A 13,352-nucleotide genomic window follows, 5' to 3' on the forward strand; every position below is an offset into this window, starting at 1 on the left:
CCTCGGAAGGGAGACCGCCATGCCGGTCGACGAGGGCGCGGCGCGAGGCCGCGTGCTCTTCCTCATCACCGTCAAGGAAGAGCGCCGCGAGGACTTCCTCAAGGCGTACGAGCAGGTCCGCCACCTGGTGGCCGAGGGTGTCCCCGGACACGTCCGTGACCAGGTCTGCCAGTCGTCCACCGACCCGGAGCAGTGGCTGATCACCAGCGAGTGGCGCGCCCTGGACGACTTCGTGGCCTGGGAGGAGACCGAGGAGCACCGGGACCTGGTGCGCCCGATGCGCGAGTGCTTCACCAACGCGAAGTCCATCCGGTTCCACATCCAGGCCGAGACCTCGCGGGACACCCCGCGGGCGAGCCTTTCCACTCCCACCACCACGGGTTGAGGTCATGACACGGACACTGATCATCGGTGGCAGCGTCGCGGGCCTGGTGGCCGCGCTGGCGTTCGCCGACCTCGGGCACGACGTCACGGTGCTGGAGCGTGACGCCAACGAGGCGCCGGACACCGTCGACCTGGCGCACAGCGACTGGCAGCGGCCCACCGTGCCGCAGATGCACCAGTCGCACGCCTTCGGCTCGCTCGGCACCAACCTGCTGCGGGACCGGCTGCCCGCCGTCTACCAGGCCCTGGTCGCGGCCGGTGCCCGGGAGATCGAGCTCGGCCGGGCGATGCCGCCGTCGCTGGCCGACAAGACCCCGCACCCGTCCGACGCCGAGCTCCGGATGATCGGCAGCCGGCGCTCGACCTTCGAGCTGATCCTCCGCCAGGAGGCGCTGCGCCGGCCCGGGATCTCCTTCCGGCGGGGCGAGACGGTGCGCGGTCTGACCGTGGCCGACCGCGGCCCGGCCCGGGTGACCGGCGTCGTCACCAAGGACGGCCGCAGCGTCGCGGCCGACCTGGTGATCGACGCGAGCGGTCGCCGCTCGCAGGGACACGAGTGGCTCCGCGAGCACGGCCTGGCCGAGCCGGAGCAGGTCGCGCAGAGCGCCGACATCACCTACTACACCCGTTACTACCGTGCGCTGAGCCCGCGTCCGGCCGGTCCGCTCAACCGCGGCTTCGGCGCCGGCGGGCTCTGGGACCACTACACCGGCGTGCTGTTCCTCGGTGACAGCAACACCTTCACCATCTCCTTCGGCGTGCTGCCGGACGACACGGAGCTGAAGGCGCTGCGCATCGAGGACGCGTTCACCGCCGCGGTCCGCGCCACCCCGCTGCTGGCCCCCTGGGTGTCGCCGGAGGTCGCCGCGCCGATCTCGCCGGTGCACGCGATGGGCGGCCTGGACAACTCGCTGCGGCTGTACGGGCAGAACGCGCAGCCGGTCCCCGGCTTCCTGCCGGTCGCCGACGCGGTCTGCACCACCAACCCGGCGTACGGGCGCGGGGTCTCCCTGGCCATCGCCCACGTGCTCGGCCTGGCCGACCTGGTGCGCGAGCACCCGGAGCCGGACGCCGAGCAGGCCGCGCTGGCGGCCGGCCTGGCCGGGCGGACCTTCCGCCCGTGGTTCGAGGACGCGGTCCGCAACGACGCGGGCCGGGCCCGGCTCTGGCGGGCCACCGTGGCCGGCCAGCAGCTGCCGCCGCTGCCGCCGGACGTCATCACCTTCGGCACCGTGGCCGAGGCGGCCGCCACCGACGAGGTGGTCTGGCGCCGGCTGGCCCGCACCATGATGTCGCTCGACAACCCGGCCGGCCTCTACGAGGACGAGGAGATCCGGCTGCGGGTCAAGCAGGCCGCCGCGGGCGGGCCGCCGCCGTTCCCCGCCCCGGACCGGGCCTCCCTGGTCGACGTCGTCCGCCGCGCCGCGGGCTGACGTCCTCACCTTTCCCTTCCCGCCCCGCAAGGCACCACCCACAGGAGGAGAATCATGAAGGTCGTCGACCACCCCAACGCCAAGCTCATGGAGGCGGTCTACGCCGCGTTCACCGTGGGCGACGTCCAGAAGGCCGCCGGCTACTGGACCAAGGACTGCGTGCACTACTACCCGGGCACCAGCGAACTGTCCGGCGCGCACGAGGGCATCGAGTCCGCACTGGCCTTCGCCGGCCGGATGTTCGAGATCTGCCAGGGCCGCATCCAGATGGAGATCCACGAGATCGGCGCCAGCGACACGTTCGCGTTCGCCACGGTCTTCACCCGCTACGAGCGCGAGGGCAAGAGCCTCGAGATGCCGTTCGTCAACGTGGCGCGCATCCAGGACGGCCTGATCGCCGAGTTCTGGACCTACCCCGAGGACCAGTACGCCGTCGACCAGTTCTGGGCCTGACGCTCCCCGACGATTGAGAGGTGGCATCACCATGGCAGGGATCATCAGCAGTTGGGGTGACAACACCAACGGCCAGCTCGGCGACGGCGGGACCGTCAACCGGGCCGCCGCGCAGGACATCAAGGGCCTGGAGGGCGTGGTCCGGGTCGTGGCCGGCAGCGGTCACGCCCTGGCCCTGACCGCCGACGGCGAGCTCTGGGGCTTCGGCCGCAACGCCTTCGGCCAGCTCGGCGACGGTTCGACGGAGAACCAGGCGAGCCCGGTCCGGACGATCGGCCTGCCCGGCCGGGTCCGCTCGGCCGGCGCCGGCGGCGGGCACAGCGCCGCGCTGCTGGAGGACGGCACGGTCTGGGCCTGGGGCGCGGGCTTCTTCTGCGCCCTCGGCGAGGCCAACTTCGGCGTGCAGCCGGTCCCGGTCCGGGTCGACGGCCTGGAGGACGTGATCGAGCTCGCCGTCGGCGGCGCGCACAACCTGGCCCTCAAGGCCGACGGCACCGTCTGGTCCTGGGGCCGTGACGACCGCGGCCAGCTGGGCGACGGCCCGAACTCCACCCGCGAGGGCCGGATCGTCCGCTCCTACATGACCGCCTCCTTCGACTGCCGGCCGCGTCCGGCCGTGATCGAGGGCCTGGAGCCGGCGGTCCGGCTGAGCGCCGGCGGCGGCCACAGCCTGGCCGTGCACGCCGACGGCTCCGCCTCGGTCTGGGGCTTCAACGACCGCGGCCAGCTCGGCGACGGCACCCTGGTCGACCGCGCCGCCCCGCAGAAGGTGCAGGGCCTCGGCCCGGTCACCCAGCTGGTCGGCGCCTACCACCACACGGTGGCGCTGCTGGCCGACGGCACCGTCGCGGCCTGGGGCCTCAACGACGGCGGCCAGCTCGGCGACGGCACCACCGTCGACCGCGCGGTGCCCGCCCCGGTGCCGGGTCTGACCGGCGTCAAGGCGGTGACGGCCAGCGGTGGCGGCACCGACGCCAACCCGGGCACCGGCGGCCACGCGCTGGCACTGCTCGCCGACGGCTCGGTGCTCGGCTGGGGCTGGAACAACTGGGGCCAGCTGGCCGCCGGTGACGCCGAGACCGTCCCGACCCCGGCCCGGATCGCGCTGTCCGGCCCGGCCGTGGGCATCGCCGCCGGCGGGGAGATCCCGCCGACCAACAAGTTCATGGCCAACCCGGGCGGCGGCTTCGCCTTCGCCCTGCTGGGCTGAGCCCCTTCCGGGCAACCGCCGCGTGGTCCCGGCCCGTTCGGGGCCGCGCGGTGCCGGGCCGACGGGCCCGCCGCGCACGCACCACCGGGTCCGCCCGGCGGTCCGTGCAGGGCGGACCGGTCCGTCGTCCCGTCCACCCATGACCGCTCGGGCCGCGGGCACCGTCCGCCCGCGGCCCGGTCCCCGCAGGGAGGCCTCACCCTTATGACCGCCGTTCCCCAGACCGCCCCTGCCTCGGCCGGCGCGGTGTTCCTCTCCGAACTCATGTTCCCGTCCACGCCGCGCTGCCTGGCACTGGCCGCCGAGTACCGGATCGCCGAGCTGCTGGCCGACGGCCCGCTGCCGGCCGCCGAACTCGCCGAGCGCGCCGAGGTGGCCGCCGGCCCGCTCGCCAAGGTGCTGGGGCTGCTCGCCGAGGACGGTGTCTTCGAGGAGACCGAGCCCGGCGTCTTCGCCAACACCGGTCTCTCCGAGCTGCTGCGCCCCGGCGTGCCGGGCTCGATGGACGCGATGGCCCGGATGGTCGGTGCCGAGTGGCTCTGGTCCTCCTGGGGCGCGCTGGACCACAGCCTGGTCACCGGCAAGCCCGGCTTCGAGAAGGTGCACGGCACCGCGCTCTGGCCGTGGCTCCAGCGCAACCCGGGTGCGGCCGCCACCTTCAACCAGGCGATGACCGACTTCACCGACGCGCTCTCCGACGCCCTGGTCTCCTCCTACCCCGAGTTCGCCGAGGCCGGTGCGGTCTGCGACCTGGGCGGCGGGCAGGGCACCTACCTGGCGGCGATCCTCCAGAAGTACGACGCGCTCGGCCGCGGCGTGCTGGCCGACCTGCCGAGCGTGATCGAGCAGGCCCGGACCCAGCCGGACGTCGCCAAGCTGGCCGAGCAGGGCCGCCTGGACTTCGAGCCGGTCGACTTCTTCGCCGGCGTCCCGGCCGGGATCGGCGCGTACGTCACCAAGCAGGTCTGGCACTCCTGGCCGGACGACGCGCTGGTGCGACTGCTGCGCAAGTGCCGGGAGGCCTCGCCGGGCGCCCGCTTCGTCGCGGCCGAGCTGGTGCACCGCGAGGGTGTGCCGCGCTTCGTGAAGAACTTCGACCTGGTCATGCTGGTCACGATGAGCGGCGAGGTCCGGACCGAGGAGCAGTTCGCCGAGGTCTTCCGGCGCGGCGGCTTCCGGCTGAACCGGGTGGTGCCCACCGGGACGGCCTTCTCGCTGCTGGAGGCCGTGCCCGACCCCGACCCGCTGGACTGAGCGACCACGTGCGGCCGTGCGGTCGGGTGACCGTACGGCCGCGCGGCCGTACGCCGCAGGACCGTGAGCGGCCGGACCGAGGACCCTCGGCCCGGCCGTCGGCGTGCGGTCGTCGCGGCCCGTCGGCGGCGCCGGAACAGCCGCCGAAATATCCGTCCGCATATTCGCTCCACCGTCCGTCCGCGTATTCTCCGGTGATTTTCCGGAGCGCCATGGAAAAGGGCCCGGATCCGTGACGGATCCGGGCCCCCGGTCGTCCTCCCGGGTGAATTCCCGGAAGGTCTTTCGGCTCAGTCGAAGCGGAATTCCGACAGCCCCCCGGCCGGCCGGAACCCGAACGACTCGAAGAGTGACCGGATGGCGCTGTTGCCCTCGCCGGTGACCGCCAGGCAGATCACCGTCTCGCGTACGGCCAGCTCGGCCAGCATCTCGCCGAGCAGCGCCCGGCCGTACCCGCCGCGGCGGATCTCCGGCCGCACGTACATCGGGTTGAACCGCACCACGCCGGCGACGGAGGCGGTCCGGCCGAGGATGGCGACGGCGTCGCCCTCGTGCTCCCAGACCCGCAGCAGACCGGAGGAGATCTGCTGCTGGACCGACCGCCGGGCCGTCTCCCGGCTGAGCCCGGCGCCGTGTGCGGCCTCCAGGCACCAGTCGGTGAACAGCTCCAACTCCTCGGCCAGGGCGGCCCGGGACTGCCCGGCCGGGGCCGGCCGGTCGGAGGTCACGGCGGGGCCGGACAGGCTCAGTACCCGCTCACGCCGGCCCGCGTGAGCGGGTCGGCCGGTGGCCTCGGACCACGCGGCGGCGAACGCGGCGGCCGCCGCGTCCGGTCCGATCACGCCGGGAAGCCGGTCGGGGCCGGCGCCCAGCTCGGTGCCGAGCGCGGCCGCGGCGGCCTCCGGCATCCCGCTCAGCACGACCAGGTGCGGGGGTGTGAAGGCCGCCACGCCGACCACCGGCGCCGAGCCGGAGGTCGGGTCCTCGACCCGGCTCCAGTTGATCGGCGGGGCGGTCGGCGGCCGGAACTTCGCACCTGCCAGCATGGTCAGCAGGATGGAATTCTCGACGGGGTTGCCAGCAATCCACCCACCGGTTTCGGAGATGAACTCTTCGGTGTTTCTCGTGGTTTTTACGAGCATGTCGAAAAAATATCCCGAGGGTGGTTCGATGGCAATGGGGCAATGCGCTTTTCCCGACTCAGCCCGCGTTCGGCCGACCGGCTCCGGGGCCGCCCTGTCCCGGACGGCCCTGGCCGCCCGCGCCGGGGCCGCCCTGACCGCCTCCGCCCGGGCCTCCCTGGCCGCCCGGCCGCTGCATCATCCCGGCCGAGACGCCGGCCGTCATGCCGCCCTCCAGGCCGAACAGCGAGCCGGTGACGAAGCTGGCCGCGTCGCTGCTCAGGAAGACCACCGCGTTGGCCACCTCCTCCTCGGTCGCGATCCGCCCGAGTGCGGTGCCCGACCCGGCCCGCTCCAGCGCGCCGGGCTGGCTGCCGACCCGCTGGCGGAACTCCTCGGTGTCGACCGGGCCGGTGATGAGCGCGTTGACCCGGATGCCGGCCGGACCGGCCTCCAGGGCGGTGGCCCTGGTGAGGCCGACCACGCCGTGCTTGGCCGCGGTGTACGCGCCCAGGCCGAAGGCGGTGCCCTGGACGCCGGCGGTGGAGGCGTTGTTGATGATGCTGCCGCCGCCGCTCGCCCGCATGGCGGCGATCTCGTGCTTGAGCGAGTGGTAGGTGCCGGTCAGGTTGACGGCGAGGACCGCGGCGAAGGCCTCGGCCGGGACGCGGTCCAGCGGGCCGAACGCGCCGCCGCCGCCGGCGTTGTTGAAGGCGACGTCGAGCCGGCCGTGTCGCTCGACCGTGGTACCCACGAGGCGGGCGACGTCATCCTCCACGGTGACATCGGCGGCGATGAAGTCCGCCTGCCCGCCCTTCTCGCGGATCCTGTTCACCACGGCCTCGCCCAGCTCGGCCCGGCGGCCGGAGACCACGACGTGCGCCCCGGCGGCGGCGAGTGCGAGCGCGGCCGCCGCCCCCATGCCGGAGGTGGATCCGGTCACGAGCGCGATTTTCCCCTGGAGTTGGCTCATCGTTCGCTGCCCTTCCGGGCGGCCGTGGCCGCCCTGACGTTGGCTCTTGACGGCTAATTTTGATTGTATAGTCTATACGAATTCAAGCTCGGAGCAAGGACTCCGAGCCGGCGGACGCCTCCTCAAGGAGTACCCAATGAGCGCCCCGTACGCTGCACCCGCCCCAGAAGTGCCACGGAAGACCTTCTTGACGATCTTTGCTGCCCTGGTGCTTGCCATGTTCCTGGCAGCCCTGGACCAGACGATCGTGGCGACGGCCCTTCCGACCATCGCCGGCGACCTCGGCGGTGTCACCCACCTGGCGTGGGTGGTCACCGCCTACATGCTCGCGGCGACCGCCGCGACGCCGCTCTGGGGCAAGCTGGGCGACCTCTACGGCCGCAAGCTGATGTTCCAGTCGGCCATCACCATCTTCCTCCTCGGCTCCGCGTTGTCCGGACTTTCCGCCAACATCGGCCAGTTGATCGGTTTCCGGACCCTCCAGGGTCTCGGCGCCGGCGGCCTGATGGCGTTGGCCATGGCCCTGATCGCTGAGCTCGTCCCGCCGCGCGAGCGCGGCAAGTGGCAGGGCTACGCGCAGTCCTGCTTCGTGCTGGCCGGCGTGGTCGGCCCGCTGGTCGGCGGTGCCTTCGTCGACCACCTCAGCTGGCCGTGGATCTTCTACATCAACCTGCCGATCGGCGCCGTCGCGCTGGTGGTGGTCACCTCCGTGCTGAAGCTCCCGGTCAACCGGCAGAAGCACCAGCTGGACTACCTCGGTTCGGCGCTGCTCAGTGCCGCGATCGTCTCGATCCTGCTGGTCTCGGTCTGGGCCGGCGACCAGTACGCGTGGGGCTCCGTGCAGGTCATCGGCCTGCTGGTGCTCGCCGTGGTGCTGCTGATCGGGTTCGTGCTCCAGGAGAAGCGGGCCGCCGAGCCGGTCGTCCCGCTGGAGCTGTTCAAGGACCCGGTGGTCCTGGTCGCCACCCTGGGTCTCTTCCTCACCTCGATCTCCCTCTTCGTGGCGACCGTCTACACCCCGCTGTTCCTCCAGGTCGCCAACGGTGACACCGCCACCGAGTCCGGCCTGCTGCTGGTCCCGATGATGCTCGCCACCGTCGTCAGCCTGACCGTCTCCGGCAAGGTCGTCGCGGCGACGGGCAAGTACAAGATCTTCCCGATCATCGGCCTCCTGGTGATGTCGCTCGGGCTCTTCCTGATGTCGACGCTCAAGGCCGACTCCTCGGAGGTGGCGGCCGGCGGCTTCCTGGCCGTCTTCGGCATCGGCTTCGGCATGGTGACCCAGGTGCTCATCGTGGCGGTCCAGAACTCGGTCGAGATGCGGCAGTTGGGCGTGGCCACGGCCGCGGCGAACTTCTTCCGCTCGCTCGGCGGCGCGATGGGCGTCACCGTCTTCGGTGCCATCCTCAACTCGCAGCTGCGTGACCTGCTGCCGAAGAAGGTGCCGGCCGAGGCGCTGGAGCGGCTCGGCACCGATGGCGTGCTGACCGCTCCCGCCAAGGTCCGGGCGCTGCCCGAGCCGGTGCGCGACGGCGTGTCCGACGCGCTGGCCCAGTCGCTGCACGTGGTCTACCTGGTCGGCATGGTGGTCTCGCTGATCGGTGCCGTGGTGGTGCTCTTCCTCCAGGAGCGTCCGATGCGGGCGCCGATGGGCGCGCCCGGCGGCAAGGGCGGCCCGGGTGGGCCCGGCGGACAGGGTGGCCCCGGTGGTCCCGGCGGTCAGCACCAGGGTCAGCACCAGGGTCAGGGCGGCCCCGGCGGCCAGTGGCAGGGTGCGCAGGGCGGTCAGGGTGCCCCGGGTGCCCAGGGCGTCGGCGCGCAGGGTGGCCCGGCCGGCCAGGGTGCCCAGGCCGGCCAGGGCGGCGGGCGACCGGAGGCCGCCGGCCCCGGTGCCCGTCCGGAGGCCGCAGCCGGCTGACGGCTGCCGGACCGGTGTCCCGCCGATGTGACGACCTCCTCCCCCTCCGCCCTCGCCGGGTGGTGGGGGAGGAGGTCTGTCCGGGCGGCGATTTGACGCCAGATCAGTGCACGGTACGGCTCGAAACGGACGTCGAAAGACAGTGCGGAGTGAGTGTTCACCCGCTAGGCTGGACGGGCAGTCGGCACCCCGGCCGCGGTGGGGCGGGGTGCCTGGCACGGCCTTCCCCGCCGCACTCCGAGCGCCGGGAGTCCCGGCGCGACCAGCCCACCAGGAAGCGGGTCGACTCCATGGCCGACATACCCAGCCAGCAGCGGCGTGCACTCTCCCGGGACCTCCCGCCCGCAGACGCCCCCACCATCCCGCCGGTGACCAGGATCGGTGTCATCGGCCTCGGTGTGATGGGCGGCGGCATGGCCTCCCGGCTGCTCGACCAGGGCCACCGGATCGTGGTCCACAACCGGACCCCCGAGCGCGCCGCCCCGTTCGCCGCCCGCGGCGCGGAGGTCGCCGACACCCCGGCCGCGCTGGCCGAGCGGGTCGACGTGGTCCTGCTCAGCCTCGCGTCCGAGGCCGCCGTCGACGAACAGCTCTTCGGCCCCGGCGGCGTCCTGGAGACGCTGCCCGCGCACGGCATCGTGATGGACACCAGCACCGTCTCCCCCGACTTCGCCCGGTCGGTGGCCCAGCGGGTGGCCGGCCGCGGCCGCAACGCCGTCGACGCCTGCATCATCGGCAACGGCCAGCACGCCAAGGACGGCGAACTCCGCTTCATGGTCGGCGGATCGGCCGAGACCTACGACCGGCTGAGCGCCGTGCTGGAGCCGCTGGCGAAGGAGATCCGGCACCTCGGCCCGAGCGGTCTGGGCGCCACCGCCAAGGTGATGCTCAACGTGCTGATGGGCGTGGAGATGCAGGTGCTCGCCGAGTCGGTGACGCTGGCCCAGGCAGCCGGCATCGACCGCGAGCTGGCGCTCCAGATGATCAGCGAGAGCGGCTTCAGCTCGCCGGTGATGCGGTTCAAGGCCGGCGTGATGCGCCGCCGGGCCTACGGGGACCCGCAGTTCCGGCTCGACCTGATGCGCAAGGACCTCCGGCTGGCCACCGCGGAGGCCGACCGCCTCGGCGTCGACACCCCCGTCTGCGACGCCACCCATGAGACGCTGATCGCCGCCGCCGAGGCGGGCCTCGGCGAACTGGACTGTGCCGCCGTGCTCTCCCACGCGGAGGCCGCCGCAGGCCTGGCCGCCACTCCGGACCGTACGTGAACCACACGCCTTCACCGAGGAGTTGATTTACGTGTCCCAGTACAGACGGCCCCGGGCGGCCAGGTACGGCTCCGCCCTGGTGGCGTTGCTGACCGCGCTCGTGATGCTCACCGTGACCAACGGCGCCGGAGCCGAGGACGCCGAGGGCTCCCGCCACCGCTCCGCCGACTGGAGCAGCTGGCAGTTCGACGCCACCGGTACCCGGTTCAACGGCCAGGAGCACCGGATCACCCCCGCCAACGTCTCCGGTCTCGGCCTCGAGTGGGCCTTCGGCCACGCCAAGGTGCCCGGGGTCTACCTGGGCAGCCAGCCCGCCGTGGCGGACGGCACCCTCTACGTCGGCGGCGCCGAGGGCACCTTCCACGCGATGGACGCGAAGACCGGCGCGGCCCGGTGGACCTTCGACGTCGCCCCGGTGGCCGGCGCCCACTCCACCAGCAACCCGGACCCGGTCCGCAGCAGCCCTGCGGTCGAGGGGAACACCGTCTACTTCGGTGACAACCGCGGCTACCTGTACGCGCTGGACCGCCGCAACGGCGCGCTGCGGTGGTCGCTGAAGCTCGACACCCACCCGCTGGCCCAGATCACGAGCTCCCCGCTGGTCCACGACGGCAAGGTCTACGTCGGCGTGTCCAGCAAGGAGTCCGGCGCGACCTTCGACCTCACCTACCCGTGCTGCACCTTCCGCGGCTCGGTGGTCGCGGTCAACGCCTGGACCGGGCAGCTGGAGTGGCGCCACTGGACCAACCCCGAGCCGCAGCTGGTCGGCACCTGGCCCAACGGTGCGAACCGCTACGAGCCCTCCGGCGTCGCCGTCTGGAGCTCCCCGGTCCTCGACCGGGCCAGCAACACCGTCTACGTCGGGACCGGCCAGAACTACACCGGCGCGGCCGGCGACACCGACTCGGTGCTCGCCCTGAACGCCCGCACCGGCGCGGTCCGCTGGCGCACCCAGGAGACCTTCCCGGACACCTTCACCGTCGCCTGCGGCACCCCGGGCGCCGACGCCTACTGCCCGAGCAAGGCCGACGGCACCGACCACGACTGGGACTTCGGCGCCAGCGCCAACGTCTTCAGCATCGGCAACCGCCGGGTGGTCGGCATCGGCCAGAAGAACGGCGTCTACCACGTCTACGACGCACTGACCGGCGCCAAGGTCTGGGACCGCGCGGTCGTCGCCAACCCGAACACCAAGGGCGGCAGTTCGGGCATCCAGTGGGGCACCAGCTACGACGGCAACCGGCTCTACGTCGCCACCTGGTTCGCCAACCCGGGCACCCTGTACGCGCTCGACCCGGCGACCGGCGCGATCCTCTGGCAGACCGAGAGCCCCGCCGACGGCTGCCAGTGGGGCGGCGCCGCCGCCTACCCGCAGCTCTGCCAGCGGGCCTTCACGCCTGCGGTCACCGCGACCCGCGGCCTCGTCTACGAGGGCGGCGCGGACGGCAAGATGAGGGTCTTCTCGGCCGCCACCGGCGCGGTGCTCTGGCAGTACGACGTGGTCCGCGACTTCACCACGGTCAACGGCGTGCCGGCACACGGCACGGCCCTCTCCGGTGGTGGCGGCGCGGTGGTGGCCGACGGCATGCTCTACATCCAGGCCGCCTACTACCCGCAGTATCCGAGCAACTCGGGCGGCGTACTGCTCGCCTTTTCCCTACCGTAGGACACGTTGTCGTAGCGAAGGTCAACTCACGGCCGGCGGCGAACAGTTGCCGCCGGCCCCGGCAAGGAGGCACATCATGGAGATCGTCGTGGTCGGAGCGGCCGGTCGTACCGGACGACTGCTGGTCGAGAAGGCACTGGAGAACAAGCACAGCGTCACCGCACTGGTGCGCGACCCGGCCAAGCTGCCGGTCGAGCACGAGCGGCTGACCAAGGTGCGCGCGGACGTCTTCGACGTGGCGTCGCTGAACGGCCCGCTCGCGGGCAAGGAGGCCGTCCTGGTCGCGCTGGGGGTCACCAGCCGCACCACGACGACCGTCTTCTCCGAGGGCGTGCGCAACGTCATCGCCGCCGCCCGGGCGGGCGGGGTGCGCCGGCTGGTCACGATGTCCTCGGCGGGGCTGGAGACCAAGCACCTGCCGGCGATGCAGCGGTTCGTCGCCGAGTTCGTGGTGGACCGGGTCTACCGGAACATCCACCTCGACCTCGCCCGGATGGAGGACGAGGTCGAGGCCAGCCCGCTGGACTGGACGATCGTCCGGGTGCCGATGCTCACGGACGGCCCGGCCACGCCCAACTACCAGGCGGTCGTCGGCGGTCACATCGCCAAGGCCTCGCGCATCGCGCGGGCGAACGTCGCCGACTACATCGTCACCCATCTGGATGACACGGCCACCTACGGCCGTCGCGTCGAGGTGGCCAACTGATGGACCCCGGCGGAGGCCGGCCCGCCCGCGGCACGTCCGCGGCGCGGGCCGGCCGCGCGCCCGGACCCGAGGACCCGAGCGAGGAGGGGAACGCTCCGTGAACATCGTCGTGTTCGGCGCGACCGGGGGTACCGGCCGCCACGTGCTGGACCTGGCCGCCGAGGCCGGGCACTCCACCGTCGCCTTCGCCCGTGACCCGCTGGCGCTGGTCGACGCCCGGCCGCACAGCATCCGGCAGGGGGACGTCCTCGACCCGGACGCGGTGGCCCGGGCCGTCGAGGGCGCCGACGCGGTGGTCTCCGCGCTCGGCATCGGTTACAGCCGGGCCGCCACCACCGTCTACTCGGCCGGCACCGACCACATCCTGAAGGCCATGCGCGCGGCCGGCGTCGGCCGGGTGCTCTGTGTCTCCACCACCAGCATGGGCCCGCCGCCCTGGCGGGCCGCCCCGTTCCAGCGCGCGCTCACGTCCTGGGTGCTGCACCCGATGCTCCGCCGGCCGTACGCCGACATGGCGCGGATGGAACGGCTGGTGCTGGAGGACACCGGGCTGGACTGGACGCTCGTCCGGGCCGCCCGGCTCACCGGCGGCCGGGCCCGCGGCCGGTACCGCACCGGCGTCGGGAGCCGGCTGCCCGGGGCCTGGTCGATATCCCGGGCCGACCTCGCGCACTACCTGGTCGGCGCGCTCGCCGAGCCGTCCACCCACCGCGCGGTGGTCGAGATCGCCTACTGAGACCGCGTACCGAGACCGCGTACCGAGACCGCGTACCGAGACCGCGTACCGAGACCGCTCGCCGGTGGGGCCGGCCGGGCACCGTTCCGCCGGCCCGGCCGGGGGCCGGGTCTCCTCCCGACCGCCCCCCCGACCTCCCTCCACTCCCTCCCGACGGCCGCCCGTCGGGGCGTCGCCCGCCCGGACCGTGTACGGACCGTCTCCCCGAGGACGGTCCGTACTCAACGGGG

Annotated in this window: 12 protein-coding genes; 10 read left to right on the top strand and 2 right to left on the bottom strand. The window is 73.0% G+C overall.

Annotated elements, in window-relative coordinates; translation table 11 throughout:
- Window positions 1-19: 19 nt before the first annotated feature.
- The 5 genes from PUR56_RS21055 to PUR56_RS21075 all read left to right on the top strand — a co-directional run bounded on the left by PUR56_RS21055 (window position 20) and on the right by PUR56_RS21075 (window position 4,734).
- The gene (locus PUR56_RS21055; protein ID WP_329882644.1) at window positions 20-385 is read left to right on the top strand and encodes an antibiotic biosynthesis monooxygenase family protein; all 366 of its coding nucleotides are present in this window, start codon (window positions 20-22) and stop codon (window positions 383-385) included.
- Window positions 386-389: 4 nt separating this feature from the next.
- Entirely contained in the window at window positions 390-1,817 is a 1,428-nt protein-coding gene (locus tag PUR56_RS21060) for a tryptophan 7-halogenase (protein ID WP_329882645.1), read from the top strand.
- Window positions 1,818-1,871: 54 nt separating this feature from the next.
- Window positions 1,872-2,270 (top strand): nuclear transport factor 2 family protein, encoded by a 399-nt coding sequence (locus PUR56_RS21065; RefSeq protein ID WP_327681289.1) that lies wholly within the window; start codon window positions 1,872-1,874, stop codon window positions 2,268-2,270.
- A gap of 31 nt (window positions 2,271-2,301) precedes the next feature.
- The gene (locus tag PUR56_RS21070) at window positions 2,302-3,480 is read left to right on the top strand and encodes an RCC1 domain-containing protein (RefSeq protein ID WP_329950033.1); all 1,179 of its coding nucleotides are present in this window, start codon (window positions 2,302-2,304) and stop codon (window positions 3,478-3,480) included.
- 204 nt (window positions 3,481-3,684) lie between these two features.
- On the top strand, window positions 3,685-4,734 hold the full coding sequence (locus tag PUR56_RS21075; protein ID WP_329950034.1) for an ArsR family transcriptional regulator: 1,050 nt from the start codon (window positions 3,685-3,687) through the stop codon (window positions 4,732-4,734).
- Between the two features lie 290 nt (window positions 4,735-5,024).
- Here the strand turns inward: PUR56_RS21075 and PUR56_RS21080 are convergent, their stop codons facing one another.
- Entirely contained in the window at window positions 5,025-5,780 is a 756-nt protein-coding gene (locus PUR56_RS21080; protein ID WP_329950035.1) for a GNAT family N-acetyltransferase, read from the bottom strand.
- A gap of 154 nt (window positions 5,781-5,934) precedes the next feature.
- Window positions 5,935-6,798, bottom strand: coding sequence for an SDR family NAD(P)-dependent oxidoreductase (locus PUR56_RS21085; protein WP_329950036.1), 864 nt, complete (start codon window positions 6,796-6,798; stop codon window positions 5,935-5,937).
- A 217-nt stretch (window positions 6,799-7,015) separates the two neighbouring features.
- Here PUR56_RS21085 and PUR56_RS21090 point away from each other — a divergent pair, with 217 nt between their 5' ends.
- The 5 genes from PUR56_RS21090 (at window position 7,016) to PUR56_RS21110 (ending at window position 13,122) form a co-directional block, all read left to right on the top strand.
- Window positions 7,016-8,746, top strand: a complete 1,731-nt coding sequence (locus PUR56_RS21090; protein WP_329950037.1) for an MDR family MFS transporter — start codon at window positions 7,016-7,018, stop codon at window positions 8,744-8,746.
- A gap of 290 nt (window positions 8,747-9,036) precedes the next feature.
- Window positions 9,037-10,014 carry an NAD(P)-dependent oxidoreductase gene (locus PUR56_RS21095; RefSeq protein WP_329882651.1) on the top strand — a complete coding sequence of 326 codons (978 nt, stop codon included), beginning with the start codon at window positions 9,037-9,039 and terminating at the stop codon, window positions 10,012-10,014.
- A gap of 31 nt (window positions 10,015-10,045) precedes the next feature.
- Complete coding sequence (locus PUR56_RS21100) at window positions 10,046-11,680, top strand: outer membrane protein assembly factor BamB family protein (RefSeq protein WP_329950038.1); 1,635 nt, start codon at window positions 10,046-10,048, stop codon at window positions 11,678-11,680.
- Between the two features lie 76 nt (window positions 11,681-11,756).
- Complete coding sequence (locus PUR56_RS21105) at window positions 11,757-12,386, top strand: NAD(P)-dependent oxidoreductase (protein WP_329950039.1); 630 nt, start codon at window positions 11,757-11,759, stop codon at window positions 12,384-12,386.
- A 97-nt stretch (window positions 12,387-12,483) separates the two neighbouring features.
- On the top strand, window positions 12,484-13,122 hold the full coding sequence (locus PUR56_RS21110; protein WP_329882654.1) for an NAD(P)-dependent oxidoreductase: 639 nt from the start codon (window positions 12,484-12,486) through the stop codon (window positions 13,120-13,122).
- Window positions 13,123-13,352 lie beyond the last annotated feature (230 nt).

Source organism: Streptomyces sp. BE303, from assembly GCF_036290945.1.
Classification (GTDB): domain Bacteria; phylum Actinomycetota; class Actinomycetes; order Streptomycetales; family Streptomycetaceae; genus Kitasatospora.